We start from the raw sequence: 19,969 nt of genomic DNA on the forward strand, positions 1-19,969 counted from the left end.
CACCGCATCGCCTACCTGCGCCAGGTCAAGGCGAGATATATGCTGCGCTCGATATAGGGATCGATGGGAAAGGAGGCGGAGCGAAATTCCGCGTGACGAGGTTCCCACAGATTCTGGCCCACGAGCGCAAGCTTCACGCCTTCGGTCAGTTCTTTCGCCACGCGCACCTCCGCTCCGACGTAGCTGTCCACGTTCAAGGCCGGCAAGTCCTCGACGTAGCGCAGGCCGACGCCGAGCTCCCAGTCATTACCCAGATCCAGATTGGAACGCAGCGATGCCTGCACTTGTGCCGTCGAACCGCCAATGATTGTCGCCAGCTGCAGCTCGGCGGGCTGCACTTCCAGATCCAGGTACGAGACCGTCCCGAACAGGCGCCAGCGTGGCGCCGGTTCCCACATGCCGGCGAGCTCGGCGCCGGACCCATGCGCTGTGCCGCGATTGACGGGCACGACCGCCAGGCGCCAGAAATCCGGGGCGAGAGTCATGGTATCGAGCGGCTGCGGTTCATACAGGATCAGGCGGTCGTAATCGTTGTAGAACACCGAGGCGCTCAACATCGCGTTGTTGTTCCAGCGCCCACGCCAGCCGAGTTGATAGGCGATCAAGTCCTCCGACTGCAGCTGGCGATCGCCCAGAACTTCATTGAGCACGGGCGGCGAGCCGGGCCCGAAGCTGCCGGGTGGGGAGACCTCAGTGATGAAGCGGCGGGATTCATCGGCGAAGGTGGGCGTGCGCACCGCCCGGCCGACGGCAGCCCAGAGCAATTGCTGGTCCGTAACGCTCCAGCTCAGACGCAGGTCCGGCTGCCATTCCAGCCCGGTGAAGGGATTGTCTTCCACGCGGACGCCGAGCGTCGCGCCGACGCGGTCCTCGAGTCGTATCTCATCCTGCACATACACCGACCACTGATGGAGCGTTCGGTTCGGTGGCGTGAACGTCAGCTGGAACGTGGAGGCGGTCTCATGCTTGATATAGCGATAGAGCGCGCCGGTGGTGATGGTGTGCGCGCCGCCCAGCTGAGTGCCATAACGAACTCCGACGTCGAACGTGTCGCTGCGCTCATCGGTCGGCTGCAGTCGTCGTTCGAGCCGTTCGTACCACGCGCCGACGGCCACATCTGCCCCTGCTGGAAGCCGGCGGGACCAGCTGCTTTGCACGAAGCCGCCACGGTTGTAGCCTCGCGGCGGCGGCGCCTGATATGGCGGCGTAGGGGAGGGCATGAAGCCTGGCTGATTGAAATCGCCGGACTGCGCTTCGGCTTTGACAAAGATACGGTTCGCGTCGTCATCGCGGTCGTACCGGAAGCCGATGCGGCCCATATCCCAGGCATCGCCGCTCGATTGACCGTTCCCCAATTCCGTGTCATCGCGCCGGGTGTAATCGACATAGGCGCGATACCAGGCGTTCACACCGGCAGCGCCGCCGTATCTGAAACTGCCGAAGACTTTCTCTTCGGTGCCCGTGCCGAGCGTGAGCGCCGTGCCCTGTGTGTCGCGCGTCGAGTGCGAAAGGATGTTCACGACGCCGTTCATTGCATTGGCGCCCCAGACGGAGCCGGCCGGTCCGTTGATCACTTCGATGCGATCGAGATCCTGACTGAGCCACGCGTGTTGTTCCCAATACACGCCGGACCAGAGCGGCGTGTACACCGGCCGGCCATCGACCAGCACCAACAGTTTGTCCACCGCAATCGAGTTGAAACCTCGCGCCGAGATGGACCAGCGGGCCGCGTCGAACTGCGACACTTGCATACCCGGCGCATAGCGCAAGGCATCTGGAATATTTCTGACCCCGACGTAGTTCAATTCCTCGGCGGTGAGCACGTACGCAGCGGCAGGCGACGTGAACTGCGGACGCACGGTGCCCGTGACCGAAGTGACGGTAAGTCTTGCAAGCTGCTCGAACGTCGGGTCGCGAATGATGACGTTGTCCTCCGCCGCGAGCGCGCTGCCGGCGGTCGCGATCAAATGGATCGCGATCGCCAGTCCCAGCGGTGCTGATGGCGCGGTCACCCCTCGGCCTCCTTCGCTTCGATTCGTGGTTTTCGCCGGAAGCCCGCAGGACGGTACGCCAGCCACTGGCGCCACGGAATTAAGGACAAACCGGGGGACGGCCTCTGCTACTGTTGTGCGATGAGCGCCGCAGCGACTTCAGGAAAATCCAGAGCCCCGCAAGTGTGTGTGCTCGGCAGCGCCGAGCCCGGTTCGCCTGCGTATGAGTTGGCCGGCGCCGCCGGCGAGTTCCTTGCGCGCACGGGCGTGACCGTCGTGAGCGGTTGCGGCAGTCCCGCCACTCGATACGCCGCCGAGCGGGCGCTCGCCGCCGGCGGTCTCGTCGTGAGCATCGTGCCTTCCGATGACATCGGTCTGCGCGATTGGCCGTGCACGGTGCTGATTCCGAGCGGCATGGGCGATGCTCGCAATCTCATGATGGCGCTCGCCGGCGATGCGTGCATCGTCATCGGCGGCCGCGCCGGCACCATCTCCGAAGTGTGTCTGGCCTGGCTGCACCATCGGCCGCTGTTGCCGCTGACGGGCTGCGGCGGCTGGTCGGATCAGCTGGAGCGCAATCCGCCCGATGAGCGGGGCAATTCCAGAATCCTGTCCTGGAGCTCGATCGCGGAGCTGCAACGAGGTCTCGCCGCGCTCGGTCTGCTTGCCGCGGGCCAATGACATGGCGAATGTGACTTTCATCGGCTTGGGCAGGATGGGGCTGGGGATGGCTCAGCGTCTGCTCACCGCCGGGCATCGACTGCGTCTGTACAATCGCACGGCCTCGCGGGCGACGTCGTTGGTGGAGCAGGGGGCGACCCTGTGCCCATCACCGAAAGAGGCTGCGCAAGGCGCGGAGCTGATCTTCTCGATGGTGTCGGATGACGCGGCGTCGCGTGAGGTGTGGCTCGGCGCAGCAGGTGTGTTCGCGAGCCAGCCAGCTCCGGGAACCCTCGTCATCGAATGCTCGACCTTGTCGCACGACTGGGTGCTCGAGCTCGCAGGGGAGGCTCGGCGGCGTTCGCTGAGTTACATTGATTGTCCGGTCACGGGTCTGCCCGATATGGCCGCGGCCGGCGAGCTCACATTACTGGCCGGCGCTGCGGCAGAAGATCTGACGCGCGCACAGCCGCTGCTCGATGTCCTCGCGAAACAAACGATTCATTTCGGCGCGGTGGGTGCGGGTACCGTCTACAAGCTGATGATCAATCTGCAGGGTGCCATTCAGATTGCTTCGATCGCAGAAGGCATGGCGCTCGCCGAGCGCGCCGGATTGAATCTCCACGCCGTCGCGGAGACGCTCGCGACGGGGCAGGCCGCAAGTCCGCAAGTCGTGCGCACTGCGCGCCGCATCGTCGCGAATGATCACGATCAGAATGTTTTGTTTACGCCGCAGTTGCGCTTGAAGGACGTCGACTACGCGCTGCGCCTCGCCCGCAAACTAAACATCGCCACACCGTTCGGCACGACGGCCCAGGCCGCCTACGCAAAGTTGTGCGAGTTGGGTCACGCGCACAGCAACGAAAGCAAAATCATCGAAGTCGCGCGTGCCGGCTGACTAGCAGCGTGCTGCAAAGCATTTGCATGATGCAGATGCACGCTGTGAACCCGGTCGCAAAGTCACGTGAGATCCCGTCGTTAGAATCCGCGCCGTTCCGCTCCTCGAGCGGGATAGAAACAAACAAGCGAGTTCAGGGAGATCATGATGAGCAAACGAATCGGTTGGGCCGTGGGCGTGGGGTTGGTCCTGTCAATGGCCTCGACGTCGAGCTGGGCCGAAGGCGGTGGCTGGTATTTCGGGGTGACCGGCGGTCAGGCGGAACCCGATCTGAACCAGGCGGTCCTCGATGAGATCGTGCTGGATGGCTTCTCTGTTGTCGGCACTGTACTCGATGGCAGTTCGACGCTGGATGACTCAGATACCTCCTTCTCACTGTTCGGCGGTTATCGCTTCTCGCAGTACGTTGCTGTTGAGGCGGGCTATGTCGATTTCGGCACGGCGGAGTATCGCGCCTCGGGCCTGATCGATCCATTCGGCCCGCAGCCGACGCTCCCGGCGACGTACTCGGCGGATTTCGAGGTCGCGGGGTTCACGGCGACAGCGGTGGGCGCGATCCCCATCGGCGCCATGTTCGATGTGCATGGACGCGCCGGCATTCTGTTCGCTGACACGGAGATCAACGAGGTGGTTGCGATCTCCAACGCCTCGGAGAGTGCAAGCTACTCTGCGAGCTCGGAGGATTTTTTCTATGGCCTGGGCGTCGGCCTGCAGATGGGCCAGAACTGGTCGTTCAGCCTGGACTGGCAGCAATTCAAAGACGTGGGCGATGACGATGAGACGGGCGAGACAGATGTGAATCGCCTCTCGCTCGGCGTGAGCTACAAGCTCTAACGTGGCTGCGGCGATGGAGCCTGCTCGGCAGGTTCCATCGCTTCAGTAGCCGCATCGATCGTTAATACACCCGAGGTCGGCGCGCAAACGCTACACTCCGCTACCGGAACCCATTCCAAGAACGGAGCGAGGCATGGTAGTAAGAGCGTGGCGGGTCGCGATGGCAGCGCTGACCTGTGTGCTCGGCACGGCGGTGGCGCAAGCGGCGGATCAAGCCGACCTGACGACCATCAACCGGATTGTCGATGAAGGTTTCAATCGTAGCGCCTTGCCGCTGACCGCGGCTTATCTCACCGATCGCATCGGTGGCCGGCTCACCAACTCACCGCAGATGCGCGCAGCCGAGCGCTGGACTCAGCAGCAGTTTCGCGACTGGGGTTTGCAGAACGTGCGCACCGAAGGCTTCGAGTTCGGCCGCGGCTGGTCCATCGAAAAATCCAGCGTTCGACTGCTGCAGCCACGCGTTGCGGCCTATAGCGCGATTCCCGTCGCCTGGACGCCGCCGACCAACGGCGCGATCTCTGCGTCCATCATCGTCGCGCCGATGAGCAAAGTCGCCGATTTCGACAAGTGGCGAGGCAAGTTGAAAGGGCAGATCGTGCTGGTGACGCAGCCCGACACCGGCGCTGAGCCTGCCGTTGCGCCCTTCCTGCGATTGAATCGAGAGGACATCACCAAGCTCGATGCCCACCGGCAGCCGCTCGTCTCCATGGAAGAGGAGTTGGAGAAGCGCCTGGAGCGCAACCGCTTCGAAGCCAAGCGCGATGAATTCCTCGCCGCCGAAGGCGCGCTCGCGTGGGTGCGAAAGTCCTATCGCGAAGGTGGCCTGCTGCACGGTGAGGGCTATCAGCACCGTCGCAATCAATCGCCGAAACTGCCGGGCTTCGAACTGGCGGCCGAGCACTATCGACAGCTTGCGCGTCTGGCGAAGACCGATGCGAAACCGACGCTCGAACTGATCAGCGATGTGCGTTATCACGACGAGGACCCGAACGCATACAACGTGTTCGCCGATCTGCCGGGCCGCGAGGGCAAGGCCGGTTACGTGATGGCCGGCGCCCACCTCGACAGCTGGGTCGCATCCGATGGCGCACAGGACAATGCGGCCGGCAGCGCCGTCGTGATGGAAGCGGCGCGCATCCTGAGCAAGCTTGGCCTCAAGCCAAAGCGGACGATTCGCTTTGCCCTCTGGAATGGCGAGGAGCAGGGGCTCTACGGCTCGTTCGATTACACGCAGCGTCATCTGGTGACGCGTCCGCCGGTTGAAGATCCCGAGCGCGCTACGCTGCCTGTGTACGCCACATGGAATCTGCGCTGGCCCGTCACGCCCGGTCCGGACTACGACAAGCTTGCCGCCTATTTCAATCTCGACAATGGCTCGGGAAAAATTCGGGGCATCTATGCAGAAGGAAACATTGCAGCCACGCCGATCCTGAAAACCTGGATCGCGCCGTTCGCAAGCATGGGTGCGGATTCGGTGGTAGCAGCGCCGACCTATGGCACCGATCATGTGCCCATGTCAGCGGTCGGCATCCCGGGCTTTCAGTTCCTGCAGGACCCTCTCGATTACGGCAGCCGCATCCATCACACCAGCATCGACAGCTACGACCATCTGCGCTTGGAAGATCTGAAGCAGGCGGCGGTGATCATGGCGTCGTTGCTGTGGATGTCGGCGGAGCGCGATCAGCCCTTGCCGAAGAAGCCGCTGCCGACCCGGCCGCTGCAGACCGATCCGTTCGAGTACGAAGTCGAAACGCCTTCGCCCTGAGAATCGCAGATTCCGTACGCCATAAAGTCGAAGCCCCGCGAAAGGCGGGGCTTCGTGCCGTCATCTCTATCGAACCAAGGATGACCCTACATTCTTAGGATGACCCTCGAAAGATGGACCGGCGATGGATGAGCATCGGATTTCGATTCCTGCTGTTAGAGCACTGTTGCCCTGATTCATTCCACCGATATCTTAGCTGCATCCGATGCGTGTGACGCCTGGGCACGCCTGAAGGTTCCGAGAAAGATTTGTTTCCCGCGTTCGATGGGATAGTGACTTATCACGTCGGCCAGGAACCTACGCGGCGCACGTGCCGTTGTATGTGCGTGATGGCACTCGGCTTTCCGCCGCACGTGAAGATATTGCGCACACATTCGACGGACGAGTTCAGCAACTGGTCGGGGAGCCTGCGCTTCGTGCCGCGCTCGCAGGTCTGGCCCGCGAACGATGAGGCCGTCGGCGTGTATGTAAAAGACGCCGCGGCCCGCTCGAGAAAAGTTCGCGTGGTCGGTTCGGGTCACTCGTCTTCGCCACTGGTCGAGACCCCCGACATATTGATGTCGATGCGCGATCACCGTGGGTTGATTGACTACGATGCCGCTCGCAGCCAGGCCACCGTGGGCGCGGGAACGGTGCTGCACGATCTCGGGCCGATTCTGCACGGCATCGGCATGAGCATGCAGAACCTGGGCGATGTGGACACGCAGACCATCGCTGGCGTCATCAGCACCGGCACGCACGGCTCCGGTCGCAAGTTACAAAACATTTCCGCAACCCTGATCGGCGTGCGTGCAGTGACAGGCACGGGCGAGATCGTCGAGTGGTCGATCGAGAAGCAGCCGGAGCTCATCGAGGCCGCTCGCGTGTCGATGGGGCTCTTGGCAATCTTCACCGCCGTGCGGCTGCAGCTCGAACCCAAGTATCGATTGCGACGCCGGGAGTACTGTGCGCGCACCGATGACTGCCTGGCGCATCTGGATGAGCTCGCGGATGCGCATCGCAACTTCGACTTCTACTGGTATCCGCGCCGCGACGAGGTCAAGTTACGGACCCTCAATTTGCCGGAAACGCCGGTGCCAGAACTACCGTACGCGCGCTGCATTCACGAGGAGCAGGGCTTCAGTCACGAGATCATCGCGCGCGAGCGGCAACTGAAGTTCGAGGAGCTGGAGTATTTCGTGCCAGCAGAGGCGGGCCCGGCCTGCTTTCGCGAGGTGAGGCGCCGCATTCTCGAGCGCCACCGCAAGCACGTGGGCTGGCGTGTGTTGTACCGACTGATCGCGAGGGACGAGGGGTTCCTCAGCCCGGTGCACGCTCGAGATTCGGTCGCGATCTCGGTGCACCAGAACGCGAGCCTGCCGTATCAGGAATATTTCGACGACATCGAGCCCATCCTGCGGGCCCATGACGGCCGCCCGCACTGGGGCAAGAAACATTCGTTGCAGGGGGCGGCACTCGCGGCCCTCTATCCGCGTTGGGAGGAGTTCATGAAGCTGCGGCGTAAGTTCGATCCGCAGGGTGTGTTCTTGACCGCGCCGATGGCGCGACTCCTGGGCGAGGAGTGAGTGTGCTGAAGACCATCGGTTCCAAAGTATGGGCGATCCCCGGCGGCCACATGCCGTTGCTCAGCTCGGGCGCCGAGCCCCGGGACACCAGCCGCGATGAGCTCTGCGTGCTCAACGCCGGACACTTCGAGGCGCATCTGCAGCTCACGATCTATTACCAGGACCACGAGCCCGTCGGTCCGTATCCGTTGCAAGTGGCTGCGCAGCGCGTGCGGCACTTCCGGTTCAATGACCTGATCGATCCGCAGGCGTTGCCGCTCGATACGCCGTATGCCGCGTTGATCGTTGCAGATCATCCCGTGGTCGTGCAGTTTACGCGGCGCGATACCAGCCAGGCGGCCAACGCCATCGCCACCACACTAGCGTTCCCCGGGTGAGCCGATGATCGAAGATCTCTGGTACAAGAATTCGATCGTCTACAGCCTGGATCTGGACACCTTCATGGACGCCAACGGCGACGGCGTCGGCGACCTGCCGGGCCTGATCAATCGGCTCGACTATCTCAACTCGCTCGGCATCGACGTGATCTGGCTCGCGCCGTTCCAGCCCTCGCCGAACAAGGACAACGGCTATGACATCAGCGATTACTACGGCGTCGACCATCGCTATGGATCGAGCGGTGACTTCGTCGAGTTCGTGAACCATGCGCGCAAGCGCGGCATGCGCGTGATCCTGGATCTCGTCGTCAACCACACCTCGAACGAGCATCCATGGTTCAAGGCGGCACGCAGCGATCCGCACTCGCAGTATCGCGATTGGTACATCTGGTCGAAGACCCGACCGGCGGGTTGGAACAAAGGCATGGTCTTTCCGGGCGTGCAGAAAGCGGTGTGGACCCGCGATCCGGTTGCGAAGCTGTACTACCACCATCGCTTCTACGACTTTCAGCCCGATCTGAACATGGACAACCCGCATGTGCGCGCCGAGATCCGCCGCATCATGGGCTATTGGCTGCAACTCGGCGTCGACGGCTTCCGAGTCGACGCCGTGCCTTTCATTCTCGAATCGCGGCAGAAGGGCGAGAAGCTGCGTTTCGACTATCTGGCCGAGATGCGCCAGTTCCTGCAATGGCGCGCCGGCGATGCGGCGTTGCTCGGCGAGGCGAATGTTACTCCCCAGCAAACGCAGCGCTATTTCGGCGACGGTCGCGACGGCTTGAACATGATGTTCAACTTCTGGGTGAACCAGCATTTCTTCTATGCGCTTGCGACGGGAGACACGGCGCCGCTGGAGCAGGCGCTCAAGGACACCGCCGAGATTCCAGAGGCGACGCAGTGGGCGGTGTTCCTGCGCAACCACGATGAGCTGGACATCGAGCGTCTGCCCAAGGCGAAGCGCGACAAGGTGTTCGCGCGCTTCGGCCCGGAGCGCAACATGCAGCTGTATCATCGCGGCATTCGGCGACGGCTGGCATCGATGCTGGGCGATCGTCGACACATCGAGCTGGCGAACAGCCTGATGTTTGCTTTGCCGGGATCGCCGGTGCTGCGCTATGGCGATGAGATCGGCATGGGCGATGATCTCTCGCGCAAGGAGCGGGCGGCGGTGCGCACACCGATGCAATGGTCCAGCGAGCGCAACGCCGGATTCTCGACGGCGCAGCGGCTCGCCAATGGCGTGATCTCCAAGGGGCCGTACGGTTATCAGAGCGTGAATGTCGACGCGCAACGACGCGACCCGGGCTCGCTGTTGAACTGGATGATCAAGATGATTCGGGTCCGCAAGGAATGTCCGGAGATCGGCTGGGGCGAGTGGACCCTGCTGCGCACGGGCGCCCCTGGCGTGTTGGGGATGTGCTATTCCTGGCGCGGCAATCGCGTCGTCGTCTTACACAACTTCAATCGCCAGCCGCAGCAGGTGAAGGTGGCGCTGGACGGCGAGGGCAGCGAGCTGTTGGTGAATCTGCTGGAAGTGGACGACAGCCGGGCGACCAGGCAGGGCCACCATGAGATCGCGCTGACGGCGTTTGGTTACAAATGGTTTCGCGTCGGCGGCATGAACTACGCGCTGCGTCGGCAGCCGCCGGGGCCGCCCTCCCAGCATTGAAGAGATCGCCAGATGCGTATTGGATTCCACGCTTCTCATGAGCAGTTCGCGCCCTCGAAGATGCTCGAGTACACGATTGCGGCCGAGCAGGCGGGCTTCGACTGCGTGATGTCCTCGGATCATTTCAAGCCGTGGAGTCGATCGCAGGGGCACTCGGGATATTCCTGGTCGTGGCTCGGCGCCGCCATGGCGCGAACGACGTTTCCCGTGGGGATGATTTGTGCGGCGGGCTATCGATATCACCCCGCCGTCGTTGCCCAGGCGGCGGCGACGCTGGCCGAAATGTTTCCTGATCGGTTCTGGTTTGCGCTCGGCAGTGGCGAACGTGTGAACGAAGATGTCACGGGATTGGCCTGGCCATCGAAAGCGGAGCGCAATGAGAAGATGAAGGAGTGTGCACAGATCATTCGAGCGTTACTGAACGGCGAGCGAGTCACGCATCGAGGGTCCGTGACCGTCGTGGATGGTGAGCTCTTCTCCCGACCCAAAACAGCGCCTCCGATGCTCGGTGCGGCTGTGAGCGAAGCCACAGCGGAGTTCGTCGGCGGCTGGAGCGATGGTTTACTGACCGTCGCCGGCAAGCCGGACAACGTGAAGAAGGTCATCGAAGCATTCCGTCGCGGCGGCGGCGAAGGCAAGCCCATTCATCTGCAGGTCGCACTGAATTGGGCGCCCACGGAATCGCAGGCACTGAAGGGCGCGTTCGATCACTGGCGGTTCGTCGCGCTCGGCGGTGACATCGGTTGGGAGCTGCGATCGCCCGACGACTACGAAACCGCGACGCGTTTCGTCAGGCCCGAGGATATGCACGAGAGCGTGCTGATCTCATCGGATCTATCGCAGCACGCCGCGTGGCTGAACGAATACGCGGCGCTCGGCGTCGATCACGTCTACTTGCATCAGGTCGACCTGAACCAGATCGGCTTTATCGAGGCGTTCGCGGCGAAGGTGCTGCCCCTGCTCAGAACGTAAGGGCCACGGTTCGATCCTGCCTGCCCATCCTGCCGGTTCCCCACTATACTGCTCGCCTGGGGAGTCAACATCGGATCAACATGAAGAGCACAGGGATGGCGGCCATCGGCGTGGCCGTATTCGCAGCGGGCTGCGGCACGGTGAAGGGCAATCTCACCCCGGCAACGGCAATCGATCCAACCGAGGGGATCGTCGTTTCTCGCACTTCGTGCGGTTCGGGGATTTACAAAACCGAGTGGTATCCGGCCGGCGTGCGCTCCAAGGGTTACTTCGGCGCGATCAACTTTGCGTTTGTCCTCGGATGTAACAATGGGCTGCTGGCCTATGCCGTCCCGGAGGGCACCTATTTCATGGGCAAGGTGGTGGGCATGACCTACCTCGACTATCCGGAATCGGATACCTGGAGCTTCACGGTGAAAGCGGGGCAACTCAACTACGTTGGCGACTTCGTGGTGCCTACGACGAGAGACTCCGGGCCCATACTCGTCGCGCCAACTCGCGTGTACGAGCGTTCAGCCGAAGCGCGACAAGAGCTCAAAGCAAAGTACCCATGGCTGGCGGAACGTTTTGAGTTTGTGATGGCATTGGCGCAGCGATCTTCCAAGGATGCCCCGACGCAGCCCGCAGCGACGCCTTGACGCAATAACGATCGAGGCCGGGTGCACTCATGCTCGGCCTTTCGGTCCCATCGCGCGCTTCACATCGTCGGGGATCGCATATTCCTTCGCGATGTACTCTGAATCGATCAGGCCGAATTGCTCGCGTTGGACGACATAGCCCCAATACGCCTCGGCAGCTTCCAGGACGAGGCGCTTGCGCGCGGACTCATCGGGTTGGCGAGTGAGCGCGGCGAGCTCTGCATCGTATTGACGTAACGCGTCGAGCGTCTTTTTGAGCTTGCGGCCAGAGATGCCGAGCGAGGCGGCGGCCTCGCCGGCGAGCAGGGAGTCGATCGGGTTATCGAACTGGACCACGGGCTCGATTATACGAGCCGTACCGGCCGATCGCGTCCGTCAACGACTGTCGGACGTGCTCACCAGGCGTCGGTATTGTCCGAGGTGACGGATCGCGTGCTGCTCTTTGCCTTGGGCTTCATACAACCGCGCCAGATTGAAATGGCCGTCCGCCATGTTCGGATCTTCGCTGAGCGCGGCTTGATACGCTTCGATCGCATCGTCGATCTTGCCGAGGTCTTCCAGCACGACGCCGAGGTTGAACATCAGCACGGGATTTGCGCCGCATTCCTGCAGGCCGCGGCGATACACGATCTCCGCCTTCTTCTCATCGCGACGCGAATGGAGCAGGCGGCCCAAGTTGATCCAGGCGCCGACGTAGTCGGGCTCGAGCTCCACGGCGCGCTCATAGGCCGCTTGCGCGGCCTTGAGGTCGCTGTCCTCGAGGGACAGGGCCTTGTCGAACCAATCATCGGCCGTTTCGGCCGGTGGCGCTTCAGCGGCAGGTTCCTTGTGCTCCACGACGCGAATGACGCCGTTTTCGACGCTCACATCCAGGCCGAGCACGTATTGGCCATCGTCGACCTGGAAATGATTCTTGCCGTCACGAACCACGACGCGATCACCCACCGCGCTGATGCTGAGCCCCGACAGTGGCATTTGCTCAGGCAGGTGACGACGCAGATCTTCGAGTGAGCGATTGATGCGACGACGGGAGATCTTCGCTTCGAGCAACGCGCGCGCGGCGCGTAGCACGATGAGATCCTGGAAGGAAAAGAGCAGCTGGCGCTTGGGCCCGCGCGAGGGTTGCACGAAGCCGGTTTTGATCAGCCCACGGATGGTGCTGCGAGACAGGCGCAGCACCCGTTCTACATCTTGAACACTGAACGTCTGCACTCGGGGTAAGCCCGCCTAAGGCCGTGGATGCGGCAGGATCGCCTCAGGGACGACCGGCTGCCGGGGCCACCTCAGCCCTCAGCGTTTGCTCGCCTTACGCGCAGGCTTCTCCGCCTGTTCGACTCTCTTCGGCGCCTTCCGTGGTCCGAGCTTGGCGACGTTCGCCTTCGCGGTTTCGGTCTTGGTGAGACTGGCGCGCAGCGCTTCCATGAGATCGATCACCTTGCCGCCTGTCTCGACCGGGCCTTCGGCCACGGAGATCTCCTGGCCTTCGACCTTCTTCTGAATCGCCGCCTCGATGCGGGCGCGCACGTCATCGACGTAGGCAGTGGGATCGAAGCGCTCGGTGGTCTGCTGCTCGATCAATTGCTTGGCGAGCTTCAGCTCCGGTGCTTTCACATCCGGCTTCGTCACGTCGACTTCGGTCGCCGCGCGCACTTCGGTTGCGAAGTGCAACTGTTGCATCGTGAGCACATCGCCGACGGGGCGCAGGGCCACCAGATACGACTTGCCACGCGCGGCCCAACGGCCGATGGCACAACGTTTAGTGTCCTTCAGCGCCTCGTTCAACAAGCCGTAGGGTTTGTTGCCGCCTTTGTCGGGCGCCAGGTAGTAGGTCTTGTCGAAATACACCGGATCGATGGACTCGATCGGTACGAACTCGCTGATGTCGATGGAGTGCGTGCCGATTTCTTCCATCGCTTTGATTTCTTCGTTGCTGAACTGGACGTACTGATCCTTGGCGAACTCGTAGCCCTTGATCATGTCGTCGCGTTCGACCGTGTGCCCGTCCTTCAAGCACACGTACTGTTGCTTCAGCCGTGAGCCACAACCCTTGTGTAACAGGTTGAAGGAAATGGAATTCGCGGTCTGGGTCGCGGTGTACAGCTTGACTGGAATCGCAACCAGACCGAAGGAAATCGTCAATGAACCGATGGAGCGCATGGCCATGAGGGGTACCTTTTCGACTGGCTTGGTCTTCAGTCGAATCTCACTTTCGGGCTTTACTTCTGAAGGCTTTCGCAAGGCTCTGTTTCGCCGAGAGAACATCATGCCACCGGTCCCCGGTTTTTTCCAAGCGCGAGAGCACATTTCGCAATGTGAAGTGGCCCGGCTCGGCGGCTTCCAGTTCATCCCAGGTGAGCGGCATCGAGACCGGCGCCCCCGGTACCCCCCGGGGCGAATACGCCACGTTGAGAGTCTTACCACGCACGTTCATGTTGTAGTCGATGAAAATTTTCCCGGTGCGCTTTTGCGTGGCCCATTCCATGGTCACATCGCGCGGGTGCTGCTTGAGGATGTGACGGCCGACCATTTCACAAATCTCCCGAGCGCCATCGAAGGTGACGGTGCGCTCGATGGGCACGAACACGTGCAGCCCGGTCTTGCCGGACGTCTTCACCACGGCGCGTAGCTGCATTTCCTTGAGCAGGTCGTTGATCCAGAACGCCACACGCTTGCCCATGGCAAAACCTTTCTTGTTGTACTCGGGTTCCGCGCCCTTGGCCTCCAGGCCCGAATAGATGTAGGGGTCGATGTCGAACACCAGATAGTCGGGATAATTGAGCACCGAAGATTCCATCGCCTCGAGCGAGCTCGAGGCGTCATCGCTCTGGCTCACGCAGTCTTTGCCGAGCCTGGCGCGCGAGTGCCAGACATGGAATTCCAACGTCCCCAACTGCCCGAGCCACAGCAAGGTGGGCAGGTTGTGAGCGAGGACGTAGTCGTGCGCGCCGCCGACATGCTCTGAAAACGTCGTGACCACCTCGACGAATTCCGGACGCTCCTGTTCCCAATGTTTCTGAAAAAATCGCTCGCCGCCGATGCCTTCGGGCATGCGGATCATGGTGAGCGGACGGTCGCGTAAATGCGGCAGCATGTAGGGCGAGATGCCGGCGAGATAACGCAGGTACTCGCGCTTCGTGATCGCGGCCGACTTTGACTCGGGATCCGCCGGCCAATACTCGCGATCCAGGTTGGTGAGACGGATCTTCGCGGCGCCGCTGCCGTAACCCACGCTCAGATCGAGGCGGTTCGATTTGCTCTCGAGCTGCTCGAGCACCGCTTGGATCTCATTCTTCGGCGTCGCCTTGGCGCTGGCCTTTTTCTTCTTGGGCGGCCCGGAATTCACATGCTCGGACGCTACGTCATCGCGCAGGCGGTGAAACACGGGTGCGCGTAAATAGCCGTCCTCGGTCCACGCATCGAAACTCACTTCGGCGACGAGCTTCGGCTCGATCCACGTCGCAGGTCCATTCAAGGGCGGCTTCGTGGAGAACGGGTTGGTCTTGCTCGCGAGCGCGGTCACTTGTTTGTACACGCTCGCAAGCGATGCGTCGTTGAAGCCGGAACCTACGTGGCCGACGTACTGCAGTTGATCCTTGTTCCAGAAGCCGAGCAGCAGCGCGCCGAGCGCGCCGCGCTGGCCTTTGCCGGCCGTGAAGCCGCCGATCACGAACTCGTGCGTCGTGAACGATTTGAACTTCAACCAGTGCGGCGAGCGACGACCGGCTTGATAGCGGCTGTCCTTGCGCTTGGCGACCGTGCCTTCAAAGCCCGCGGCGAGCGAGGCTTCGTGCAACTCTTCGCCATCGTCGGATGCATGGATGAGCTGCAGGTGGCTGCCCGGCAGCAAACATTGCGAAAGATAGCGGCGGCGTTGCTCGTAGGTCGAGCCACGCAGATTCATGCCCGCAAAGTGCAACAGGTCGAAACAAAGAAAGATGACGGGCGCCTGGCGCTGCGCCTCGGCCAGCTCCTTCGGGCCTTTCGCTTGCGCGCGGTTTTGAAGCGCGTTGAAGGAGGGGCGACCGTCGGCGTCGAGCGCGACGATCTCGCCATCGAGAATCATCGAGCCGACGCACTGAGCTTTCAGCTCCGCGACCAGCTCGGGAAATAACGCTGTGTAGTTCTGACCGCGGCGTGACTGCAGATAGACCGAGTCCCCGTCGATGAAGGCGATGATGCGATAGCCATCGAGCTTGGGCTCGAAGCTCCAGCGCTCATCGGATTCGAGATTCTGCCCGGGCTCGGCGAGCATGGGCTCGATCGCGTTGGGCATCTTTTCGAACGGACCGGCGGGCGCCAGTTCCATCGCGGCCAGGCGCTCGCGATTCGTGCTTTCGGCCACATCATCCAACGTATCGCCGGTGAGCACCGAGGTGTTGTGGGCGAGCAGGTCGTCGCCGCCGATGAAGCGATCCTTGTGCTTGATCAACAGCCACTGCTTGTCGGTGCTGGTGCGAACCAGCGCGAACGAGCCTTTGAGCTTGATTCCACGCAGGAAGAAGCTCAGCTTGCCGAGCTTGTATTCGCGGCGCAGACGTTCCTCCGCTTTGGCGCGATCGTCGAAGGAATACTCGCTGCCTTCATCGGGCGAGTACACGCCGCAGTCCCAGACGATGACATTGCCAGCGCCGTAGTTCTTCTCCGGGATAACGCCTTCGAAGGACGCATAGTCGAACGGATGGTCCTCGACTTCGACGGCCAGGCGCCGCTCGCCTGGCTGCAACGAGGGGCCCTTGGGGACCGCCCAGGACTTGAGCACGCCATCCAGCTCCAGCCGGAAGTCATAGTGCAAGCGCCGGGCGGCATGCTTTTGCACGATGAAAAGCAGCGGCCCCTGACGGCCCGCGGGCACGGCGGGCGCCGGCTCCGGCGTCTGAGTAAAGGTGCGCTTCTGCCGGTATTTTTCGAGCGGCTTGTCCACGGAGCGTTTCATGCTGCATCGATTCTGTACTGTTCGATGAAGACGCGGAAGCATGCGCGCAGCCGACATTGCGGGCGTAGAAAGTGCAATCCCGTGAACTTCGGCCCGGGATCGCGCATTGAACCGGCGACCCCCCGCAACAGGTGCACCACCGGTCATGGCCGCCGCCCACGCTCTCGCCCCCGACGCGCCCTTCCTCATCGTGAGCAACGCGGGCTCGGGCTCGAAGGATGCGCGCGAGGCTCGGCAGCAGATCGAAGCCGTCCTCTCGGCGGCGCACCGGCCCCATGAGTTCATGCTGATCGACAATCCCAACGAGCTTGCGAACGTGGCCAAGAAGGCCGCGGACGAGGCTGTTCGCAGTGACGGCGCCATCGTCGTTGCCGGCGGCGATGGCACCATCAATGCGGTCGTACAGGCGGTGCTGCCGACGCGGCGGCCGCTCGGCATCATTCCCCAAGGCACGTTCAATTATTCCAGTCGGGCGCACGGCATTCCGCTCGATGCCACCGAGGCCACCAATGCGCTGCTCACCGCGAGGCTCAAGCCGGTGCAGGTGGGCATGGTCAACGATCGAGCGTTCCTGGTGAACGCAAGCCTGGGCCTGTATCCCGAGCTGCTGCAGGATCGGGAAGACTACAAACGTCAGTACGGTCGCCACCGGTCGGTCGCGATGTGGGCGGGGCTCAAGACCCTGTTACGCGAGCATCGGCGGTTGCTCGTCGAGGTCGAGCACGAGCAGGGCAGCGAGACGCTGTTCACGCCGAGCATCTTCGTGGGCAACAACGTGCTGCAGCTCGAGCAAGTCGGGATCGAAGAAGCCGAGGACGTGAAACGTCACCGCCTGGCTGCCGTGATCGTCGAGCCGGTCAGCACGGCCGAGCTGCTCTGGCTGGGTGTCCGTGGCATGTTGGGGCAGCTTGGCGAAGCCGAGCGCATTCGTAACTTCCCGTTCCGTAGCATGACGGTGCGTCTGTTGAGCGGCGCGAAGAAGCGTGGCATCAAAGTCGCGGTGGATGGCGAGATCCTGTGGTGCAAGCCGCCCTTGACGTTTCGCGTGGCGGAGCATCCCTTGTCGCTGTTGACGCCCGCGACCGCGCAATGACGGTACTGCTGCAGATCTCCGACCCCCATTTCGGTACTGAGCAGCCTGCAGTCGTTGCGGCGCTGCTCCATCTGGCCCACGAGATCAAGCCTGCGGCGGTCGTTCTCTCCGGCGATATCACGCAGCGGGCGAGGCGGGCGCAGTTCGCAGCGGCACGCGAGTTTGTCTCTCGCCTCTCACCGCCGGCGCTGGTGGCCATTCCCGGAAATCATGACATTCCGTTGTTCAACGTCGCGGCGCGAATGTTTGCTCCGTATGCCGGCTTCGAGCGCGCCTTCGGGGCCGATCTGGAGCCGGAGTGGCACAGCGATGACTTTCTGATCGTCAGCGTGAACACGACGCGTCCGTCACGTCACAAAGACGGCGAAGTCTCGCCCGAGCAGATTCTCCGAGTTTCCAAACGCCTGGCAGCCGCGAGCCCGCGGCAGATTCGCATTGTGGTCACGCATCAGCCCGTGCACGTCGTGCGTGATACGGAAGTTCACAACCAACTGCACGGTCATGCAGAGGCGATTCAAGCGTGGTCGCGCGCCGGTGCGGACGTCATCATGGGCGGGCACATTCACTTGCCGTACATCGCGCCCCTTCACGAGCACTACGAGAATGTGCCGCGACGCTGCTGGGTCGTGCAGGCGGGGACGGCCGTGTCGACGCGAGTGCGCCGTCGTCATCCCAATTCGGTCAATCTCATCAAGCGCGAAGATGCCCGTATTTGTCTTGCGGAACGTTGGGATTACAGCGCCGAGGGCAACAAGTTCCAGTGTGTAAAGGTGGAACGATTAAACTTGGATCGCGGCGCTCAATAGCCGGAACTTTCGCGGCCGTGTGGCTCGATGGCGACGCTCGGTGTGGTTCACTCGCCCACAATTCAGCCACGATTCAGCATTAAAACGCCGTTTTGCATCATCCTCGGGGCGCGTTGATGCGTTGTACTGGTAGTCAGGCCGCCGGTGAGGTGTTGCATGATGAAAGTACGATTATTGAGTTTCGTTGGTGTTGTTTCTATCGCTGCTGCGTTGAGCGGTTGTGTGAGCTACGGCAATACGCACGCGTTGATGACGCCGCTGGGTGTGGCTGGCTATCACAAGTTCAAGCCAGAGAACACGGCGCCTGCGGTGCCACCGCGCCCGACTCCTGATCGTATGACTGCCGCCAACCAACAAGATAAGAACGAGCAGCACGATCGCGACGGCGACACCTGAGCGCCGCTTGTTTTCTCACTCGTAGGACTGGATGCTCGGCTGCATCGCCGCGGCCGGGCATTTTTCTGCGCAAGGAGTAATGGCGATCAGCTATCGGGCGATAACTCGATTCGCTCAGCCTGCAGCAGGCGAAGCATCGACGCCGCCACGCGCGATTCCAGGTCGCTGGCCTGATCGCTTGCGTCACGGCCGGCGGCGGGTGCGCTGGCATTTGCCAAGGTTTTCGCCGCCGACGTGACGGTGTGCGCCGAGGCGAGCACCTCGCACACTTGCTCATCGAAGGCGGTCAATGCCGTAGTGGCACTGCCGCTCGTCGGCGACTTGATTCGAATATAAGCAGCGTCTCGTCGAAGTTGGGTCATGACAGCATCTCCGCAGCGTACCGTCAGGACGCGATGAGGCGCGCACGAGTTCCCCAATTGCGCGCAGTCAGTACCCGCGAATGCGATCGACGATGCCAGTGACGGTTTGATTCGCCGCGAGCTGCCGGATCTTCTGCGCAATCTGCTTGGCGGCCGGTCCCATCGGCGTGACGGCTGCCGTGTGCGGCGTCATGTGCACTTTGGGATGCGTCCAGTAGCGATGCTGTGGCGGCAGCGGCTCCTGCCGGAACACATCCAAGGCGGCGCCGTTCAGATGCCCATGGTCGAGCAGGTCAAGCAAGCCTTCATCCACGATCAGCCCGCCGCGAGCCACGTTGATGACATAGCCGCCTTGGGGCAGCAGTTGCAGCGTCTTGCGATCGAACTTGTCCTGCGTCGCGGGTGTCAGCGGCGCAAGAATGATTAGCACGCGGGTGGCGCGCATGAACGCCTGGAACTGATCCGGGCCGTTCGCTTCGGTGAACAACCGCACGTCCGGCTCGCTCGCGGTGTTCGAGCGCGAGAAGGCATTGACCGGAAAGCCCTCGGCGGCGAACGCGCGTGCCACCTGGCGACCGAGCACGCCCAGGCCAAAGACGCCGACCGGCCAGTCCTCACGCGAGGACTCGGGCAACTGTTTCCAAACGCCCGCCGCTTGCTGAGTGGCGTAATCGTCGCGACGTTGCATCCATCGCAGCACTTCGAAGCGGCAGTAGTCGATCATCTGTTCGCCCATGCCGGCATCTTCGACGCGGACGACGGGCAGATCGGGTGGCAAGCTGGGATTGTTCAACACGTGCTCGACACCCGCGCCGGTCGGCAGGAAGGCTCGCAGCCGCGGCTGATCCACGAAGAAGCGGGCCGGCGGCGCCCAGCCGACGCCGTAATCCGCAGGCTGGGTAAATCCCGGTTGCCAGAGATCGACCTGCGCATCGCGCAGCTGCGCGGCGATGGCATCGCGCCATGCCTGGCCTTTATCGCTTCCGTAAACGACGACGATTTTCATG

Annotated in this window: 19 protein-coding genes; 12 read left to right on the forward strand and 7 right to left on the reverse strand. The window is 62.4% G+C overall.

The features are described 5' to 3' along the window. Positions 1–11 precede the first annotated feature (11 nt). Complete coding sequence (locus tag EK373_RS28545; protein ID WP_198683719.1) at positions 12–2,012, reverse strand: TonB-dependent receptor plug domain-containing protein; 2,001 nt, start codon at positions 2,010–2,012, stop codon at positions 12–14. Positions 2,013–2,132: 120 nt separating this feature from the next. Here EK373_RS28545 and EK373_RS28550 point away from each other — a divergent pair, with 120 nt between their 5' ends. The 9 genes from EK373_RS28550 (at position 2,133) to EK373_RS28590 (ending at position 11,372) form a co-directional block, all read left to right on the forward strand. Beyond that, positions 2,133–2,672, forward strand: a complete 540-nt coding sequence (locus EK373_RS28550; RefSeq protein WP_129648276.1) for an SLOG cluster 4 domain-containing protein — start codon at positions 2,133–2,135, stop codon at positions 2,670–2,672. A gap of 1 nt (position 2,673) precedes the next feature. Then, positions 2,674–3,549 carry an NAD(P)-dependent oxidoreductase gene (locus EK373_RS28555; protein WP_129648278.1) on the forward strand — a complete coding sequence of 292 codons (876 nt, stop codon included), beginning with the start codon at positions 2,674–2,676 and terminating at the stop codon, positions 3,547–3,549. A gap of 147 nt (positions 3,550–3,696) precedes the next feature. Next, a complete protein-coding gene (locus EK373_RS28560) occupies positions 3,697–4,383 on the forward strand; it encodes an outer membrane beta-barrel protein (protein WP_157994585.1) in 687 nt (228 codons plus the stop codon). Positions 4,384–4,516: 133 nt separating this feature from the next. After that, the gene (locus tag EK373_RS28565) at positions 4,517–6,151 is read left to right on the forward strand and encodes a M28 family peptidase (RefSeq protein WP_198683720.1); all 1,635 of its coding nucleotides are present in this window, start codon (positions 4,517–4,519) and stop codon (positions 6,149–6,151) included. A gap of 272 nt (positions 6,152–6,423) precedes the next feature. Next, entirely contained in the window at positions 6,424–7,716 is a 1,293-nt protein-coding gene (locus tag EK373_RS28570; protein WP_232831350.1) for a D-arabinono-1,4-lactone oxidase, read from the forward strand. Between the two features lie 2 nt (positions 7,717–7,718). Next, on the forward strand, positions 7,719–8,093 hold the full coding sequence (locus EK373_RS28575; protein WP_129648284.1) for a sensory rhodopsin transducer: 375 nt from the start codon (positions 7,719–7,721) through the stop codon (positions 8,091–8,093). Between the two features lie 4 nt (positions 8,094–8,097). Continuing rightward, the gene (locus tag EK373_RS28580) at positions 8,098–9,762 is read left to right on the forward strand and encodes an alpha-amylase family protein (RefSeq protein WP_129648286.1); all 1,665 of its coding nucleotides are present in this window, start codon (positions 8,098–8,100) and stop codon (positions 9,760–9,762) included. 12 nt (positions 9,763–9,774) lie between these two features. Then, positions 9,775–10,734 (forward strand): TIGR03885 family FMN-dependent LLM class oxidoreductase, encoded by a 960-nt coding sequence (locus EK373_RS28585; protein ID WP_129648288.1) that lies wholly within the window; start codon positions 9,775–9,777, stop codon positions 10,732–10,734. Between the two features lie 95 nt (positions 10,735–10,829). After that, complete coding sequence (locus EK373_RS28590; RefSeq protein ID WP_129648290.1) at positions 10,830–11,372, forward strand: hypothetical protein; 543 nt, start codon at positions 10,830–10,832, stop codon at positions 11,370–11,372. A 27-nt stretch (positions 11,373–11,399) separates the two neighbouring features. Here the strand turns inward: EK373_RS28590 and EK373_RS28595 are convergent, their stop codons facing one another. The 4 genes from EK373_RS28595 to ligD all read right to left on the reverse strand — a co-directional run bounded on the left by EK373_RS28595 (position 11,400) and on the right by ligD (position 16,305). Further along, positions 11,400–11,708, reverse strand: a complete 309-nt coding sequence (locus tag EK373_RS28595; RefSeq protein WP_129648292.1) for a DUF6665 family protein — start codon at positions 11,706–11,708, stop codon at positions 11,400–11,402. A 39-nt stretch (positions 11,709–11,747) separates the two neighbouring features. Then, the gene (locus EK373_RS28600) at positions 11,748–12,584 is read right to left on the reverse strand and encodes a tetratricopeptide repeat protein (protein WP_129648294.1); all 837 of its coding nucleotides are present in this window, start codon (positions 12,582–12,584) and stop codon (positions 11,748–11,750) included. Positions 12,585–12,662: 78 nt separating this feature from the next. Continuing rightward, entirely contained in the window at positions 12,663–13,535 is an 873-nt protein-coding gene (ku, locus tag EK373_RS28605) for a non-homologous end joining protein Ku (RefSeq protein ID WP_129648296.1), read from the reverse strand. A gap of 40 nt (positions 13,536–13,575) precedes the next feature. Continuing rightward, positions 13,576–16,305 (reverse strand): DNA ligase D, encoded by a 2,730-nt coding sequence (gene ligD / locus EK373_RS28610; protein WP_129648299.1) that lies wholly within the window; start codon positions 16,303–16,305, stop codon positions 13,576–13,578. Between the two features lie 145 nt (positions 16,306–16,450). Here ligD and EK373_RS28615 point away from each other — a divergent pair, with 145 nt between their 5' ends. From EK373_RS28615 to EK373_RS28625, 3 genes are all read left to right on the forward strand, one after another. Beyond that, entirely contained in the window at positions 16,451–17,398 is a 948-nt protein-coding gene (locus tag EK373_RS28615) for a diacylglycerol/lipid kinase family protein (RefSeq protein ID WP_129648301.1), read from the forward strand. Beyond that, positions 17,395–18,204, forward strand: coding sequence for a metallophosphoesterase family protein (locus EK373_RS28620; RefSeq protein ID WP_129648303.1), 810 nt, complete (start codon positions 17,395–17,397; stop codon positions 18,202–18,204). Before EK373_RS28615 ends, EK373_RS28620 begins: the two co-directional genes overlap by 4 nt. A gap of 156 nt (positions 18,205–18,360) precedes the next feature. Then, positions 18,361–18,600: a hypothetical protein gene (locus EK373_RS28625; protein ID WP_129648305.1), complete on the forward strand. Its 240-nt coding sequence runs from the start codon at positions 18,361–18,363 to the stop codon at positions 18,598–18,600. Positions 18,601–18,686: 86 nt separating this feature from the next. On the opposite strand, the gene EK373_RS28630 is transcribed toward EK373_RS28625, so the two are convergent. Together EK373_RS28630 and EK373_RS28635 are read right to left on the reverse strand one after the other, a co-directional pair. Next, a complete protein-coding gene (locus EK373_RS28630; protein WP_129648307.1) occupies positions 18,687–18,962 on the reverse strand; it encodes a hypothetical protein in 276 nt (91 codons plus the stop codon). Between the two features lie 67 nt (positions 18,963–19,029). Beyond that, on the reverse strand, positions 19,030–19,968 hold the full coding sequence (locus EK373_RS28635) for an NAD(P)-dependent oxidoreductase (RefSeq protein WP_129648309.1): 939 nt from the start codon (positions 19,966–19,968) through the stop codon (positions 19,030–19,032). Position 19,969: the final 1 nt, after the last annotated feature.

The sequence above is a fragment of the Peristeroidobacter agariperforans genome (genome assembly GCF_004138335.1).
In the GTDB taxonomy this organism is placed as follows: domain Bacteria; phylum Pseudomonadota; class Gammaproteobacteria; order Steroidobacterales; family Steroidobacteraceae; genus Steroidobacter; species Steroidobacter agariperforans.